Origin of the sequence: Pseudomonas sp. JUb42, from assembly GCF_024807945.1 — a bacterium.
Taxonomy (GTDB): domain Bacteria; phylum Pseudomonadota; class Gammaproteobacteria; order Pseudomonadales; family Pseudomonadaceae; genus Aquipseudomonas.
The window spans coordinates 213,486-228,984 of the sequence record NZ_JANUFD010000010.1; the positions used below are offsets into that span (position 1 = coordinate 213,486).

The 15,499-nt window shown below is 59.8% G+C and carries 16 protein-coding genes; 7 read left to right on the forward strand and 9 right to left on the reverse strand.

Translation table 11 applies throughout. The features are described from left to right. Positions 1–63 precede the first annotated feature (63 nt). Positions 64–2,019: an acetate--CoA ligase gene (acs, locus tag M2401_RS20820; RefSeq protein ID WP_259105687.1), complete on the reverse strand. Its 1,956-nt coding sequence runs from the start codon at positions 2,017–2,019 to the stop codon at positions 64–66. 468 nt (positions 2,020–2,487) lie between these two features. Here acs and M2401_RS20825 point away from each other — a divergent pair, with 468 nt between their 5' ends. Further along, positions 2,488–2,754, forward strand: coding sequence for a DUF2790 domain-containing protein (locus tag M2401_RS20825; protein WP_259105689.1), 267 nt, complete (start codon positions 2,488–2,490; stop codon positions 2,752–2,754). Between the two features lie 84 nt (positions 2,755–2,838). On the opposite strand, the gene M2401_RS20830 is transcribed toward M2401_RS20825, so the two are convergent. Continuing rightward, positions 2,839–4,422 (reverse strand): sigma-54-dependent transcriptional regulator, encoded by a 1,584-nt coding sequence (locus M2401_RS20830; RefSeq protein WP_259105691.1) that lies wholly within the window; start codon positions 4,420–4,422, stop codon positions 2,839–2,841. A gap of 245 nt (positions 4,423–4,667) precedes the next feature. Here M2401_RS20830 and phhA point away from each other — a divergent pair, with 245 nt between their 5' ends. The 6 genes from phhA (at position 4,668) to M2401_RS20860 (ending at position 9,052) form a co-directional block, all read left to right on the forward strand. Next, a complete protein-coding gene (gene phhA / locus M2401_RS20835) occupies positions 4,668–5,468 on the forward strand; it encodes a phenylalanine 4-monooxygenase (protein ID WP_259105692.1) in 801 nt (266 codons plus the stop codon). A gap of 13 nt (positions 5,469–5,481) precedes the next feature. Beyond that, positions 5,482–5,838 carry a 4a-hydroxytetrahydrobiopterin dehydratase gene (locus M2401_RS20840; RefSeq protein WP_259105693.1) on the forward strand — a complete coding sequence of 119 codons (357 nt, stop codon included), beginning with the start codon at positions 5,482–5,484 and terminating at the stop codon, positions 5,836–5,838. Continuing rightward, the gene (locus M2401_RS20845) at positions 5,839–7,029 is read left to right on the forward strand and encodes an amino acid aminotransferase (protein ID WP_259105695.1); all 1,191 of its coding nucleotides are present in this window, start codon (positions 5,839–5,841) and stop codon (positions 7,027–7,029) included. 191 nt (positions 7,030–7,220) lie between these two features. Then, positions 7,221–7,364: a hypothetical protein gene (locus M2401_RS20850; protein WP_259105697.1), complete on the forward strand. Its 144-nt coding sequence runs from the start codon at positions 7,221–7,223 to the stop codon at positions 7,362–7,364. A gap of 71 nt (positions 7,365–7,435) precedes the next feature. Next, positions 7,436–7,618, forward strand: coding sequence for a hypothetical protein (locus M2401_RS20855; RefSeq protein ID WP_259105699.1), 183 nt, complete (start codon positions 7,436–7,438; stop codon positions 7,616–7,618). A gap of 222 nt (positions 7,619–7,840) precedes the next feature. Continuing rightward, complete coding sequence (locus M2401_RS20860; protein ID WP_259105700.1) at positions 7,841–9,052, forward strand: MFS transporter; 1,212 nt, start codon at positions 7,841–7,843, stop codon at positions 9,050–9,052. Here the strand turns inward: M2401_RS20860 and arfB are convergent. The 7 genes from arfB to M2401_RS20895 form a co-directional block, all read right to left on the reverse strand. After that, a complete protein-coding gene (gene arfB / locus M2401_RS20865) occupies positions 9,049–9,462 on the reverse strand; it encodes an alternative ribosome rescue aminoacyl-tRNA hydrolase ArfB (RefSeq protein ID WP_259105702.1) in 414 nt (137 codons plus the stop codon). The genes M2401_RS20860 and arfB overlap by 4 nt on opposite strands. 10 nt (positions 9,463–9,472) lie before the next feature. Then, a complete protein-coding gene (locus M2401_RS20870) occupies positions 9,473–10,876 on the reverse strand; it encodes an amino acid permease (RefSeq protein WP_259105704.1) in 1,404 nt (467 codons plus the stop codon). Between the two features lie 440 nt (positions 10,877–11,316). Continuing rightward, positions 11,317–12,522 carry a 23S rRNA pseudouridine(2605) synthase RluB gene (gene rluB, locus M2401_RS20875; RefSeq protein WP_259105705.1) on the reverse strand — a complete coding sequence of 402 codons (1,206 nt, stop codon included), beginning with the start codon at positions 12,520–12,522 and terminating at the stop codon, positions 11,317–11,319. A 185-nt stretch (positions 12,523–12,707) separates the two neighbouring features. Beyond that, on the reverse strand, positions 12,708–12,899 hold the full coding sequence (locus tag M2401_RS20880; protein WP_259105706.1) for a DUF1289 domain-containing protein: 192 nt from the start codon (positions 12,897–12,899) through the stop codon (positions 12,708–12,710). A 191-nt stretch (positions 12,900–13,090) separates the two neighbouring features. After that, positions 13,091–13,861 carry an SMC-Scp complex subunit ScpB gene (scpB, locus tag M2401_RS20885; protein ID WP_259105707.1) on the reverse strand — a complete coding sequence of 257 codons (771 nt, stop codon included), beginning with the start codon at positions 13,859–13,861 and terminating at the stop codon, positions 13,091–13,093. A gap of 183 nt (positions 13,862–14,044) precedes the next feature. Beyond that, positions 14,045–14,743 carry a ScpA family protein gene (locus M2401_RS20890; RefSeq protein ID WP_259105767.1) on the reverse strand — a complete coding sequence of 233 codons (699 nt, stop codon included), beginning with the start codon at positions 14,741–14,743 and terminating at the stop codon, positions 14,045–14,047. Positions 14,744–14,862: 119 nt separating this feature from the next. Continuing rightward, entirely contained in the window at positions 14,863–15,492 is a 630-nt protein-coding gene (locus M2401_RS20895; RefSeq protein WP_259105708.1) for an L-threonylcarbamoyladenylate synthase, read from the reverse strand. Positions 15,493–15,499: the final 7 nt, after the last annotated feature.

Genomic DNA, 15,499 nt, shown 5'->3' on the forward strand with positions numbered 1-15,499 from the left:
TGCTCTGCAAATAAAAATGCCCCGCCAGGCTCACACCGGGCGGGGCGTTTTCAAAGCTGAACGTCAGGCGACTTTCATGCTCTTGTGGGTATCGATCAGGTGCTGCACGACGCCTGGATCGGCCAGGGTCGAGATATCGCCCAGGGAATCGTACTCGCCGGTGGCAATCTTGCGCAGGATGCGGCGCATGATCTTGCCCGAACGGGTTTTCGGCAGGCCCGGTGCCCACTGAATGACGTCGGGCGAGGCAATCGGACCGATTTCCTTGCGCACCCAGTTACGCAGCTCTACACGCAGGGCTTCGTCCGGCACTTCGCCACCGTTGAGGGTGACGTAGACATAGATGCCCTGCCCTTTCAGGTCGTGAGGCACGCCAACCACTGCCGCTTCGGCGACTTTCGGGTGGGCGACCATGGCGCTTTCGATTTCCGCCGTACCCATGCGGTGCCCGGAGACGTTAAGCACGTCGTCCACACGACCGGTGATCCAGTAGTAACCGTCTTCATCACGACGGGCGCCGTCACCGGTGAAGTACATGCCACGGAAGGTCTTGAAGTAGGTGTCGACGAAACGGTCGTGGTCGCCAAACAGCGAACGCGCCTGACCCGGCCAGGAGTCGAGAATCACCAGGTTGCCTTCGGCCGCACCTTCGATCAGGTTGCCCAGGTTGTCCACCAGCGCCGGAATCACGCCGAAGAATGGACGGGTCGCCGAGCCCGGCTTGAGGGCCGTCGCACCAGGCAGCGGGCTGATCAGCACGCCACCGGTTTCGGTTTGCCACCAGGTATCGACGATCGGGCAGCGTTGCTTGCCAACGGTGTTGTAGTACCAGTTCCAGGCTTCCGGGTTGATCGGCTCGCCGACCGAACCCAGCAGGCGCAGGCTCGAACCGTCAGCGCCTTCAACAGCCTTGGTGCCTTCGGCCATCATCGCGCGGATGGCGGTTGGCGCGGTGTAGAGGATATTGACCTTGTGCTTGTCGATGACCTTCGACACGCGGGTGATATCCGGATAGTTCGGAATGCCTTCGAACAGCAGCGTGGTCGCGCCATTGGCCAGCGGGCCGTAGACGATATAGCTGTGGCCGGTGACCCAGCCGACGTCGGCGGTGCACCAGTAGACTTCGCCCGGACGGTAGTCGAATACACGTTCGTGGGTCAGGGCTGCGTATAACAGGTAACCGGCGGTGGTGTGCAGCACGCCCTTGGGCTTGCCGGTAGAACCGGAGGTGTAAAGGATGAACAGCGACTCTTCAGCGCCCATTTCTTTCGGCGCGCAGGTGCTCGACGCCACTTCCAGCAACGAGTGGTACCAGATGTCGCGATGGCGGTTCCATTCGATATCGCCACCGGTGCGCTTGCACACGATGACTTTCTGCACGCTGCTGGTTTCCGGGTTGGTCAGGGCGCGGTCGACGTTACCCTTGAGCGGGGTCTTCTTGCCGCCCCGCAGGCCTTCGTCAGCGGTGATGACCACTTTCGATTTGCAGTCGATGATGCGACCGGCCAGGGCTTCAGGAGAGAAGCCACCGAACACTACCGAGTGGATCGCGCCGATACGGGCACAGGCCAGCATGGCGACCACGGCCTCGGGGATCATCGGCATGTAAAGGGTTACCACGTCACCGCGATGCACGTCCTGACCACGCAGGGCGTTGGCGAACTTGCAGACTTCTTCATGCAGTTCGCGGTAGGTGATGTTGCGGTGCTCGGAAGGATCGTCGCCTTCCCAGATAATGGCGATCTGGTCGCCACGCTCGGCCAGATGGCGGTCAAGGCAGTTGTACGCGACGTTCAAGGTGCCGTCGGCGAACCATTTGATATCGACGCGGTGGTCGTCGAAGGAGGTCTGCTTCACGGTGGTGAAGGGCTTGATCCAGTCCAGGCGCTTGGCCTGCTCGCGCCAGAAACCATCGGGGTTGACCACCGACTGCTGGTACATGGCCTTGTAGGTCGCCTCGTCGGTCAGCGTGTTGGCTGCAACCTCAGGGCGGACGGGGTACAGGGAAGCCGCACTCATCTTTCTTACCTCGGTGGGTAGTTGTTGTTTTATGACACCTTTTTATCGAGATGGCTCACTCAGGGCCATTCGACGATGGTCTTACCAATCCAGAGAGCTACTACCATACTCGTCCCTATCGCAAGGTGGAACCGGGTGTGCTCGCTATAGACGGAGGGTAGGACCGGCTTTAGCCGGGAGCGCGTCCTCGCGCCTAAAGCCAGTCCTACAGGGCTGCATTTACCCCTCCCAACGACCCACGACCAAAGCACCGCAACGGATTGTTGCAGGAATGCTCAATAGTCTTTATCAAAACTGTTTCTATATGTCTCTTCGTCACAGGCATAGAATCAATCTCGCCAAATCGGCAAATGATTGACAACTTACAGCCCCCACAATGGCTTGTTGATCCAGCAACAAACAAAGCGCGTCACACATAACCCCACAAGGGTTATGTGTCCCCTTTCGAACCAAAGAAGGTTATTTAAAATGAAAGTTTCAATGTTGGTATTGGCTCTGTGTGGCTTCAGCACTTTTGCAATGGCTGAAGAATCCGGCGCCAAGGTTAATCAACAGCAAGCCCGTGTCGAGCAATATACTTACTCCAGCCACCCGGATATTGCCAAGGTTGTTTCCGTCAGCGAAGTTCCAAATGTCTGCTCGGTCGTACCGGCGCGCATGACCTACCTGGATTCCCAGGGTCAGCAGCACATCATGGCCTACCAGGTCATGGGTAGCGGTTGCAACAACGGCTGATCCACCGTCTGGATGTGCAAACGCCTCGCGGAGTGATCCGACGGGGCGTGCTTCTTTTTGCGTCATCAACTTTAAACTGATCGCTTAACTATCTGCCGAGTCTTCCTTTGCCGAAGTGACTCGACCAATATCATAATCGCGTAACTTGTTGGCAATGGTTGTATGGGAAACACCCAGGCGTTTTCCCAACTGGCGACTGCTCGGATGCAGGCGATAAAGTTGCTCCAACACTGAACGCTCGAAGCGCCCGACAACTTCCTCCAATGTTCCCTCAAGGGAAAAATTACCCATGGGTTGTGCCACGCCATAATCCGGCAAACGAATATGTTCGGCCTTCACCCTCCCGCCCTCGCACAGTGAGACCGCCTGAAACAACACATTCTCCAATTGCCGCACATTCCCCGGCCAATGGTATTGATGCAGCCGCGCCAGCGCCTGATCAGCGATTTTCGGCAGAGGGCAGCCGATCTGGCGGCTGGCTTGATCGAGAAAGTGCTGAACCAGCGGCTCCAGGCCGTCGAGGCATTCGCGCAGCGGTGGAATATGCAAAGACAGCACGTTGAGCCGGTGATACAGGTCCTGACGAAACTCGCCGCGAGCACACAGTTCGGACAGATCGACCTGAGTGGCGCAGATGACCCGCACATCCAGATACACCTCTTCATCGCTGCCGACCCGGCGAAAGCAGCCTTCTTGCAGAAAGCGCAACAGTTTGGCCTGCAAGCGCGGGCTCATTTCCGTCACACCGTCGAGGAACAGGGTGCCGCCTGCGGTGAGTTCCAGCAGGCCGAGACGGCCTTCCGCACGGGCGCCATCAAAGGCTCCGGGGCCGTAGCCGAACAACTCGGTCTCGGCCATGGATTCCGACAACCCGGCGCAGTTGAGCGACATCATCGGTGCCTGCCCGCGCGGGCTGGCCAGGTGACAGGCACGGGCCAGCAGCTCCTTGCCGGTGCCGGTCTCTCCTTCAATCAATAAAGGTGCGTCCAATGGCGCCATGCGCCGGGCTTCACGGACCACCGCGGCCATGACTTTCGAGCTCTGGAAGATGCTGTCGAAGCCGCGCAGTTCCTGCTTGCGCACATGGTAGATGCGCTCACCGACACGGTCGGCGCGGTGCAGGGTCAGCACCGCCCCGGCGAGGGCTTCGCTGTCGTCGTGCTCGGACTGCAAAGGCGCGATATCCGCGAGAAATACATCACCACGCACCTTGACCCGCAAACCGTTGATCCGCGATTTACTGGCGCGAATCAGCTCGGGCAGGTCAAAGTCCTCGGCATATTTCGACAGGGCAATCCCCGGCACCTCATCGACCCGCACCCCAAGCAACTGCGCCGCCGCGCGGTTGGCGGCGACTATGGCCCCGGCCATATCAATGGACAGCACCGGAAACTCCAGAGCGCCGAGCAGGGCATTGAGCTCCATATGCCGCCGCTCGCTGGGCATCAAACCAACGCGCTTGACACCAAACACTCCGGCAATGGCCTCGAAGCGCGGGCGCAGGGCCTGGAATTGCAGGTTGATCAGGTTCGGACAGTGCAGATAAATGGCGTCGCCATGTTCACCGCCGACCTCGCCACGAGCAACGTTGACGCCGTAGTCCACCAGCAGATCGAGGATGTCACGCAGAATCCCGATGCGATTTTGACAATGAACTTTGATACGCATGATCCGACCCTGTGACGGCAACTTTTTCTAATGGGTTCATATTAACCGTCAAGAATTCGTGACACATACAGTTAAAAATTCTCGCGACGAGCGGGTATTAGCAACGCACGTAAACTTTTCGTTACGAAAAACGCCGCTCCGGACTCTCGACCTCCCGCTATCAGGGCTGAAACCTACGCGTCTTTGCGCTATCTCTTGCTGCATCAGAACAACAAATCCTTCGCGCATTGCAGCAGGAGAACAGCATGACCCACTACGTTGCTCGCGAGCCTGACGCCCAGGGTTTCATCCACTACAGCCCCGCCGAACACCGGGTGTGGAACATCCTGATCACGCGCCAGCTGGACATCATCAAGGATCGCGCCTGCCAGGAGTACCTGGACGGTATCGAGCTGTTGGGCCTGCCCCACGAGCGCATCCCGCAGTTGGACGAGATCAACCGCGTGCTGGCAGCAACCACTGGCTGGCAGGTAGAAAGGGTTCCGGCACTGATTCCCTTCCAGACCTTCTTTGAACTGCTGGCGAGCAAGCGCTTTCCGGTAGCGACCTTTATTCGCACCGAGGAAGAACTGGATTACCTGCAGGAACCCGACATCTTTCACGAGATATTCGGCCACTGCCCGCTGCTGACCAACCCCTGGTTCGGCGAATTCACCCACATGTACGGCAAGCTCGGCCTGAGTGCGAGCAAGGAACAGCGGGTCTACCTGGCGCGGCTGTACTGGATGACCATCGAATTCGGCCTGGTGGACACGCCAAAAGGCCGGCGCATCTACGGCGGCGGCATCCTGTCCTCACCGAAAGAGGCGGTCTACAGCCTGTCCGCCGAGCCCGCGCATCATCCGTTCGACCCGCTGGAAGCCATGCGCACGCCCTATCGCATCGACATCCTGCAACCGCTGTACTTTGTCCTGCCCGATCTCAAGCGTTTGTTCGAGCTGGCCCATGAGGACATCATGGCCATGGTCCAGACCGGTATGCAGTTGGGCCTGCATGCGCCAACCTTTCCACCTAAAATTCAACCCTCCAAAACTCACGCCGCCTGACAGGACCCGACCCATGACGACTCTCAACCAAGCCCATTGCGAAGCCTGCCGCGCCGATGCCCCGCAAGTCAGCGAGGCGGAACTGCCCGCGCTGATCAAGCAGATTCCGGACTGGAATATCGAAGTACGCGACGGCGTGATGCAGTTGGAGAAGATCTTTCTATTCAAGAATTTCAAATTTGCGCTGGCGTTTACCAACGCGGTCGGCGAAATTGCCGAAGCCGAAGGTCACCACCCGGGTCTTTTGACCGAATGGGGCAAGGTGACCGTGACCTGGTGGAGCCATTCGATCAAAGGGCTGCACCGCAACGACTTCATCATGGCCGCCCGCACTGACGAGGTGGCCAAAGATGCCGAGGGCCGCAAGTAAATGCATTTCTCCGATATCCAGCGAGTGCCGGGTGATCCGATTCTGGGATTGATCGAGGCCTACGCCAACGATACCAACCCGAACAAATTCGACCTGGGCGTGGGTGTCTATAAAGACGCCCAGGGCCTGACCACCATTCCCCGCGCGGTGAAACTGGCCGAACAGCGTCTGGTCGACAAGCAGTTGACCAAGACCTATATCGGCGGCCATGGCGAGCCGCGCTTCGGCACCCTGATCAGCCAGTTGGTACTGGGCGACAATTCGCCATTGCTCGCTGCCAGACGCGTCAGCGCCACGCAAACCCCAGGTGGCACCGGCGCCCTGCGTCTGAGCGGCGACTTCATTGCAGAGTGCCTGCCCGGCCGTGGCATCTGGCTCAGTGATCCGACCTGGCCGATCCACGAGACCATTTTCGCCAAGGCCGGCCTCAAGGTCAGCCACTACCCGTATGTCGACCGGGAAAACCGTCTGACCGTCGACGCCATGCTCGCCGCCTTCGAGACCATTCCCAGCGGTGACGTGGTGCTGCTGCACGCCTGCTGTCACAACCCCACCGGCTTCGATCTGGGGCATGAGGACTGGAAGCGTGTTCTCGAAGTAGTCCGTCGACGCAACCTGCTGCCATTGATCGACTTCGCCTATCAGGGCTTCGGTGACGGCCTGGAAGAAGATGCCTGGGCAGCGCGCCTGTTTGCCGCCGAGCTGCCGGAATTGCTCATCACCAGCTCCTGCTCGAAGAATTTCGGCCTGTACCGCGAACGCACCGGCGCGCTGATCGTCTGCTGCGCCGATGCCGAGAAGTCCCTCGACGTGCGCAGCCAACTGTCGTCGATCGCCCGCAACTTGTGGTCCAACCCGCCGGACCATGGCGCGGCGGTAGTCGCCGAGATTCTCGGAGATGCCGAGCTGAAACAACTGTGGGCCGAGGAAGTGGAAGAGATGCGCCAGCGTATCGCGCAACTGCGCAGCGGCCTGGTGCAAGCCCTGACGCCGTTGGGTCTGGGTCAGCGCTTTGCGCATATCGCGCAGCAACGCGGGATGTTTTCCTACACCGGTCTCAACGACGATCAAGTCGCCCGTCTGCGCCATGAACACAGCGTGTACATGGTCAACGCCGGTCGCGCCAACGTCGCAGGGATCGACGCAACCCGTCTGCACGCATTGGCAGCGGCCATCGCCGCCGTTTGCTGATCGTAGCGAGCTGCGAATTTCAGGGCGCCGCAATGGCGCCTTGAGACTAAAGAAGACCAGCGGCTGAAATTAAACATCTGATTGTCATTTCCAGTGCGCTATCCTCCCTGAGCTTTCTGAACACAGTGTCTAACCAAGTCGGCTTAACCGACGTGATCCTGCAACTTCAGATCTTGTGAGGAGCGATGACAATGCATGAAATCCCGAACTTCCCCTTCCCAAGCCTGCATGAACAGCAGCAAACTGCCCTGGCCCGACGCGAATCCGGCCAACTCAATGCAATGAAAGCAGCACCAAAGGCTCAAGAGAGCCAAAAAGCTTCCAGTAAGAACTGAAAGCTGATGGTTCAGGCGTATTGAAGCTGGATTCGTTTTGCTTCCATACGCCTGAAATGCCAAAGAATGCCATGACCGAATTCGACGAAAAACAAGCCAGCGCCCTGATCCACGCCGCCGAAAAAATGATCAATGTCTGGAGCCGCCTGAGCCCGGAAAAACAGAGCGCCCTGCTCGCCCGTTTCGGCACCCAGGAAAATGCCCTTGCGGCATTGGTGACCACCCAGTTGGTTGCACCTGTCAGCGAAGACTGACTCTGCTGCCCCACACATTCGGTGGGAGCGGATTTATCCGCGAAGGCGTCGGTACATTCACCATTTTTCCTCACAGACATACCGCTTTCGCGGATAAATCCGCTCCCACCAGAGGGGCATTCGACCTTTTTTTCCAATTCAAACCCAGCAATGTCCAAAGCGCCGCTATCATAGCCACTTAGCAAGCTTGCTAATGATCGGCTTACTTTCCTGGATTTACCCATGTCTGAACCGCAGTCCGCCGCCACGCAACGTCCTCTCGACGTGACGTTGCAGGTCGTTTCCATTGTTCTGTTCACTTTTATTGGCTACCTGAATATAGGCATCCCCCTGGCGGTGCTGCCCGGCTATGTGCACACCGACCTGGGTTTCGGTGCCGTTACCGCCGGGCTGGTGATCAGCGTGCAATACCTGGCGACCCTGCTCAGCCGCCCCTATGCCGGGCGCATCATCGACAACCTGGGCAGCAAGAAGGCCGTGCAATACGGCCTCGCCGGCTGCGGTTTGAGCGGTGTATTGATGTTGCTGGCGGCACTGACTCAGAGCTGGCCGATGCTCAGCCTGCTGGCGATTTTCCTCGGACGACTGGTATTGGGCAGCGCGGAAAGCCTGGTCGGCTCCGGCTCGATTGGCTGGGGCATTGGCCGGGTCGGCGCGGCCAATACTGCCAAAGTGATTTCCTGGAACGGTATTGCCAGCTACGGCGCATTGGCCATCGGCGCGCCGCTGGGGGTATTGCTGGTCGACGCCCTGGGGCTGTGGAGCATGGGTGCCAGTATCATCCTGCTGGCCGCTCTGGGCATGTTCCTGACCCTGAAGAAACCCGCCGCGCCCATCGTCCACGGTGAGCGTCTGCCATTCCTGCATGTGCTGGGCCGGGTATTGCCCCACGGCATGGGCCTGGCATTGGGCTCCATCGGTTTCGGCACCATCGCCACCTTTATCACTCTGTATTACGCCAGTCACAGCTGGCCCAATGCGGTGCTGTGCCTGAGCCTGTTCGGCGCCAGTTTTATCGGTGCGCGGCTGCTGTTCGGCAACTTCATCAACCGGCTTGGCGGGTTTCGCGTGGCGATTGCCTGCCTGTCGGTGGAAAGCCTGGGCCTGCTGTTGCTCTGGCTGGCACCGACACCCGGCCTGGCCCTGGCGGGTGCGGCGCTGACCGGCTTTGGCTTCTCCCTGGTCTTCCCGGCCTTGGGCGTGGAGGCGGTGAATCTGGTGCCGGCGGCCAGTCGCGGTGCGGCAGTGGGGGCTTATTCGCTGTTTATCGACCTGTCCCTGGGTATCACCGGGCCAGTGGCCGGGGCCATTGCGGCGGGCTTTGGCTTCGCTTCGATCTTTCTGTTCGCGGCCCTGGCGGCCCTGAGCGGGCTGGGCTTGAGCATCTATTTGTATAAACAGGCGCAGGTGATGCGCGAGAACAAAGAAGTCTAAAAGTCGATCTTGCCCCGTCCGGCTTTGATATTGCCGCGCTTGGTCTTGGATTCCAGGCGCCGGGTCTTGGAACCCAGGGTCGGTTTGGTCGGGCGACGTTTCTTTTCCACCTTGGCGGCGTTGACGATCAGCTCGCTCAAGCGCTCCAGGGCATCGGCGCGGTTCTGCTCCTGGGTCCGGTACTGCTGGGCCTTGAGCACGATCACCCCATCGCTGGTGATCCGACTGTCACGCAAGGCCAGCAGCCGTTCCTTGTAGAACGGCGGCAAGGACGAGGCGTTGATATCGAAACGCAGGTGCACCGCACTCGAGACCTTATTGACATTCTGCCCACCCGCGCCCTGGGCACGGATGGCGGTCAACTCGATCTCGGCATCGGGCAGATGCACATTGTTGGAAATCACCAGCATGGGTGGTTCTCTAAAGCTGCGTCAGGGCGGATGCGCTGCGCTTGTTCTTGATCCCGTAGCAGGCCCACATGACCAGCAGCCAGACCGGAATCGCATACACCGACACCTGAATGCCGGGGATCATCAGCATGATCCCGAGGATCAACACCACGAACGCCAGGCACAGGTAGTTGCCATAGGGATACCACAGCGCCTTGAACAATGGCACCTGACCGATGCGCAGCATGTGCTGGCGGAATTTCAGGTGCGAGTAGCTGATCATCGCCCAGTTGATCACCAGGGTGGCCACCACCAGAGACATCAGCAGCTCAAGGGCATGCTGCGGGATCAGGTAGTTGAGCACTACGGCAATCAGGGTCACCAGTGCCGAGACCAGAATCGCCCGCACCGGCACTCCGCGCTTGTCGACCTTGGCCAGGGCCTGGGGCGCATCACCCTGCTCGGCCATGCCGAACAGCATGCGCGCATTGCAATAGGTGCCGCTGTTATACACAGACAGGGCAGCGGTCAGCACCACGAAGTTAAGGATATGCGCCGCCGTGTTGCTGCCCAGCATGGAGAACACCTGCACGAACGGGCTGCTGCTATAGGCGTCGCCGGAGGCATTGAGGCTGGCCAGCAGCGAATCCCACGGGGTCAGCGACAGCAGAACGACCAGGGCGCCGATATAGAAAATCAGGATGCGGTAGATCACCTGATTGATCGCCTTGGGGATCACCGTCTTCGGCTGATCGGCTTCGGCAGCGGTAAAGCCGAGCATTTCCAGGCCGCCGAAGGAAAACATGATAAACGCCAGGGCCATGACCAGGCCGGACACGCCGTTGGGGAAGAAACCGCCGTGTTCCCACAGGTTGCTCACCGCCGCCTGGGGGCCGCCGTGGCCGCTGACCAGCAGGTAGCTGCCCAGGGCGATCATGCCGACGATGGCCACCACCTTGATAATGGCAAACCAGAACTCGGCCTCGCCAAAGACTTTGACGTTGGCCAGGTTGATGGCGTTGATCATCACGAAGAACACTGCCGCCGAGACCCAGGTCGGAATCTCTGGCCACCAGTAGTGCACATATTTACCCACGGCCGTCAGCTCGGACATGCCCACCAGGATATACAGCACCCAGCAGTTCCAGCCCGACAGGAAGCCGGCAAAGCCGCCCCAGTATTGATGGGCAAAGTGGCTGAAGGAGCCGGCCACGGGCTCTTCAACGATCATTTCGCCCAGCTGGCGCATGATCATGAAGGCAATGAAGCCGCAAATGGCGTAACCCAGAATCATCGACGGGCCAGCCGACTTGAGCACCCCGGCCGAACCGAGGAACAGGCCGGTGCCGATGGCGCCGCCGAGGGCGATCAGCTGGATATGGCGGTTTTTCAGGCCCCGCTTCAGCTCACCGGAAGAGGAAATGTGTTCACTCATGGATAGTCACCTGATTGTTCTTCTCTGTGACGGAATCGAACCCGTTGCGCTCGTGACGCAACGGAGTGCCGCAAGGCCGGGTAGGCCCTGGTTGTTGGGGGATGCGCTTGCGCGTTTAAATCCCAGAGAAAAGGCGGCGCATTGTACACGCCAGGGATGTAGGAAAAACCATACAGATGGTCAGGATTGCCTTGTGTCAGGGTGACAAGCTTTTGTGGGAGCGAATTCATTCGCGAAAGCGGTGCTCCAATCGATGAAAATACATCGGATGTACTGGCCTCTTCGCGAATGAATTCGCTCCCACATTAGCCGCCCCAGGCCTTGCCTGCCTGGCTTGGGTTTGCAGTGCGGGAGCCGAGACTCAAGTCAGATGTTGTTTTATTCCAGGCGAAAAAAAACGCCGGTGTTTTACACCGGCGTTTATTTTTCAGCCTGCAGCCTTATTGCGGCTTGCGGCGACCGAAGCCCGGGCGTTGGCCCGATGCGGCTGGCGGGCCGCGGCGTTTGCCCGACGGCGCGTCGTCGACCAGGGAGATGCCTGGACGCTTCGCTGCCGGCTTGGCCGGACGCTTGGTTTCGTTTGGACGCTCGGCAACCGGCGTACCGCGACCTTTCACCGGACGCGAGGCCGCATCCTCACGCGGCTTGCGGGCCGGGCGCTCGCCCTTGACGCTGGCCGGACGCGAACGCTCGGTGTCGGTCACGCGCGGCTCGCGAGCCGGACGTGGACCGGCCGGTGCAGCGCCGTCCTTGGCCGGACGCAGGGTGCGTACACGCTCGCCCTTGCCCAGTGGACGCGACGATTGCCGTTGCAGGCGCTCGAGCTTGTCCTTGGTCTTGGCGTTCATCTGCGGCTGGGCCACAGGAGTCAGGCCGACTTCGATACTGAGAATGTCGACTTCCTGCTGGCTCATTTCGCGCCAGCGGCCCATGGGCAGGTCGGAGTTGAGGAACACCGGCCCGTAACGCACGCGCTTCAGACGGCTGACCACCAGACCCTGGGATTCCCACAGGCGACGGACCTCGCGGTTGCGACCTTCCATCACCACGCAGTGATACCAACGGTTGAAGCCTTCACCACCCGGCGCCTGCTGGATATCGGTGAAACGCGCAGGACCGTCTTCGAGGATCACGCCGTTCTTCAGACGCAGGAGCATGTCGTCATCGACTTCGCCACGTACGCGCACGGCGTATTCGCGGTCCATCTCGAACGAGGGGTGCATCAGGCGGTTGGCCAGCTCACCGTCGGTGGTGAACATCAGCAAACCGGTGGTGTTGATGTCCAGACGGCCAATATTGATCCAGCGGCCTTCTTTCGGACGCGGCAGGCGATCGAACACGGTCGGACGACCTTCCGGGTCGTCACGGGTGCAGATTTCGCCGTCCGGCTTGTTGTACATGATCACGCGACGGACCGTCTCGGCCGCTTCTTCGCGCTTGATGACACGCCCGTCAACGGTGATGGCATCGTGCAGATCGACGCGCTGACCGAGGGTCGCATCCTTGCCATTGACCTTGATCCGGCCCTGGCTGATCCAGGTTTCCACGTCCCGGCGCGAACCCACGCCGATACGGGCCAGAACCTTTTGCAGTTTTTCGCCTGCTGGTCCGATTTCCTGGCTGTCTTGCTTGTCTTTTTCGCTCATCTGGACACCTCCCGGTGTGTCGATTCATGGCCCGTCGAGGACCGACGTGACCGTAGCCTGGCGCCGCGCATGGAGCGGCGAGGCAAAATTCTGAAAGCCTGAGGCGCGTATGAAACGCCAAAAGGTCGCGAATCATACGCTCATGGCGCCGGTTGCGCATCACAGGCTAGTTGAAAATTTCGCGGCTACTTCTTTTTCCGCCGACCGGTGGCCTTGAGCTGGATCAGGCGCTTGGCCGATTCGACCAGTACGGCGCGCTTCTCGTCCTTGTCCATCTTCTTCCAGCCCTTGATCTCACGCTTGCTGCGCCCGCAGCCGCGACAGATATCGTCGTCGAATTTACAGACGCTGATGCAGGGGTCTTTGGGGGTGCTCATAACCTCTCTCCATCATTCATAAGCATACGGATCCGTTGTGGAATGGAGTTGTGTGCGGATTCATCCGCGAAGGGCAGTGTTTCAGGCGATAGAGATGTATTGCCTGTACTGGCCTATTCGCGAATGAATTCGCTCCCACAAAGTTCGCTCCCATAGGACTCGGCGCCCACAAAATTCAGAATTCACACCCATCAATGAGTCAGGTCCTGATCGTCTTCCGGCTTCTCTTCAACCAATAAATCATCGAAGTCGGTCTTGAGACCCTGTTCCATGGTGTCCAGTTCTGCCAGCAGGCTGCGGAAGCTGGTTTCGTCACGAGGCGGGTCGGGTTCTTCGGCTTCGGCGTCCGGATCAAGGCTGGCGTCGGCCAGGGCTTGCAAATGGGCGGGGACCGGGGCGTCGTCGAAATCGAGGATCGGGTCCGGCTCCATTTCCCGCAGGTCGGCCAGGGGCGGCAGGTCGTCGAGATTTTTCAGGTTGAAGTGGTCGAGAAAGCCCTTGGTGGTGGCGAACATCGCCGGTTTGCCCGGCACATCGCGGTAGCCGACCACGCGAATCCACTCCCGCTCCAGCAGGGTCTTGACGATATTGCTGTTCACCGCCACACCGCGTACGTCTTCGATCTCGCCGCGGGTGATCGGCTGGCGATAGGCGACCAGCGCCAGGGTTTCCAGCATCGCCCGGGAATAACGCTGCGGCCGTTCCTCCCAAAGACGCCCGACCCAGGGCGAAAAACGCTCACGAATCTGCAGGCGATACCCCGACGCCACTTCCTTAAGCTCGAACGCCCGCCCCTCGCAGGATTTGCGCAGCACTTCCAGGGCTTTCTTGAAGACTGCAGGCTCCGGCCGTTCACCTTCCTCAAAAAGCTCGAACAGGCGCTCCAGCGATTGCGGTTTTCCGGAGGCCAGCAGGAAAGCTTCGAGCAATTGCGCCAGCTCGCGGGGTTCGTTGAGGTTCATCGATCAGCTTCCATCAAAAACAACGCACTCTTATGGCTTGAAGCAAAATCTCTGTGGGAGCGAATTCATTCGCGAAAGCGGTAATTCGAATGATGAAGATGCATAGAGTGCTCCGGCCTCTTCGCGAATAAATTCGCTCCCACCCCGATCAGGGTTTGCTACGCGACAGCTCGGTGTCTGGTTTTACTCCGCCCGCGCCCGCACATGAATCACTGCAAACGGCTCGTTCTGCACCAACTCGACCAGGGATTCCTTGACCAGTTCAAGGATCGCCATAAAGGTCACGACCACCCCCAGACGCCCTTCCTCGGCGGTAAACAGCTCGGCAAAGGGCACGAAACCACCGCCCTTGAGCCGTTCCAGCACATCGCTCATGCGCTCGCGGGTGGACAGGGCTTCGCGGCTGACCTGGTGGCTTTCGAACATATCGCCCTGGCGCAGCACCTCGGCCATGGACATCAGCAGCTCTTCGAGGCTGACATCCGGCAACAACTTGCGCGCCCGGGCCTCGGGGGCATCGAGCTTGGGCACGCTGACATCGCGGCCGACCCGGGTCAGGCCATCGATACCCTCGGCGGCGGCCTTGAAGCGTTCGTACTCCTGCAGACGGCGAATCAGTTCGGCGCGGGGGTCGTCTTCCTCTTCCTCGATCTCGGCCGAGCGCGGCAGCAGCATGCGCGATTTGATCTCGGCCAACATCGCCGCCATTACCAGGTATTCCGCCGCCAGCTCCAGGCGCACGTTCTTCATCAACTCGACGTAACCCATGTACTGCCGGGTGATTTCAGCCACCGGGATGTCGAGGATATCGATGTTCTGTTTGCGGATCAGGTACAGCAACAGGTCCAGCGGCCCTTCGAAAGCCTCGAGAAAAACCTCCAGGGCATCCGGCGGGATATACAGGTCCAGGGGCATCTGGGTAACCGCCTGGCCATAGACCAGGGCGAACGGCAGCTCCTGCTGGGCGTCAGCCTGGGGGTCCACGGTTTCCACGGCGGTCATCAGGCCTCGCCACCAAAGGGCGTCGGGTCGCCGCAGCCGATACGGATGATCTGCGGCTCGCCATCGGCCAGGTTGATGACGGTGGACGCCGAAACCCCGCCGATGCCGCCGTCGATGATCAGGTCGACCTGATGCTCAAGGACCTCGCGCATCTCATAGGGGTCGCTCATGGGCAGGCTCTCGCCGGGCATGATCAGGCTGACGCTCATCAGCGGCTCGCCCAATTGTTCAAGCAGCGCTTGGGCAATCGGATGCTGCGGCACACGCAGGCCGATGGTGCGGCGCTTGGGATGCAGAATCAGCCGTGGCACTTCACGTGTCGCATTGAGAATGAAGGTATACGGCCCCGGCGTATGGCTCTTGAGAGCGCGAAAGGCGCCAGTATCGACCTTGGCGAACAGGCCCAGTTGCGACAGGTCGCAGCACATCAGGGTGAAATTGTGCTTGTCGTCCAGCTGGCGCAGACGGCGAATGCGCTCGATGGCGCTCTTGTCACCGATCTGGCAACCCAGCGCGTAGGACGAATCTGTGGGATAGACCACCAAACCGCCCGCCTTGATGATTTCCACGGCCTGTTTGATCAGGCGCGGTTGCGGGTTCTCCGGGTGGACCTGGAAAAATTGACTCACGGTAACT

Bases quoted from the DNA above. Each gene is read 5' to 3' on its own strand.
- M2401_RS20825 (WP_259105689.1), top strand. From the start codon at position 2,488: ATGAAAGTTTCAATGTTGGTATTGGCTCTGTGTGGCTTCAGCACTTTT.
- M2401_RS20860 (WP_259105700.1), top strand. From the start codon at position 7,841: ATGTCTGAACCGCAGTCCGCCGCCACGCAACGTCCTCTCGACGTGACG.
- M2401_RS20845 (WP_259105695.1), top strand. From the start codon at position 5,839: ATGCATTTCTCCGATATCCAGCGAGTGCCGGGTGATCCGATTCTGGGA.
- M2401_RS20840 (WP_259105693.1), top strand. From the start codon at position 5,482: ATGACGACTCTCAACCAAGCCCATTGCGAAGCCTGCCGCGCCGATGCC.
- M2401_RS20880 (WP_259105706.1), bottom strand. From the start codon at position 12,899: ATGAGCACCCCCAAAGACCCCTGCATCAGCGTCTGTAAATTCGACGAC.
- scpB (WP_259105707.1), bottom strand. From the start codon at position 13,861: ATGAACCTCAACGAACCCCGCGAGCTGGCGCAATTGCTCGAAGCTTTC.
- acs (WP_259105687.1), bottom strand. From the start codon at position 2,019: ATGAGTGCGGCTTCCCTGTACCCCGTCCGCCCTGAGGTTGCAGCCAAC.
- M2401_RS20830 (WP_259105691.1), bottom strand. From the start codon at position 4,422: ATGCGTATCAAAGTTCATTGTCAAAATCGCATCGGGATTCTGCGTGAC.
- arfB (WP_259105702.1), bottom strand. From the start codon at position 9,462: ATGCTGGTGATTTCCAACAATGTGCATCTGCCCGATGCCGAGATCGAG.
- M2401_RS20850 (WP_259105697.1), top strand. From the start codon at position 7,221: ATGCATGAAATCCCGAACTTCCCCTTCCCAAGCCTGCATGAACAGCAG.
- M2401_RS20855 (WP_259105699.1), top strand. From the start codon at position 7,436: ATGACCGAATTCGACGAAAAACAAGCCAGCGCCCTGATCCACGCCGCC.
- rluB (WP_259105705.1), bottom strand. From the start codon at position 12,522: ATGAGCGAAAAAGACAAGCAAGACAGCCAGGAAATCGGACCAGCAGGC.
- phhA (WP_259105692.1), top strand. From the start codon at position 4,668: ATGACCCACTACGTTGCTCGCGAGCCTGACGCCCAGGGTTTCATCCAC.
- M2401_RS20870 (WP_259105704.1), bottom strand. From the start codon at position 10,876: ATGAGTGAACACATTTCCTCTTCCGGTGAGCTGAAGCGGGGCCTGAAA.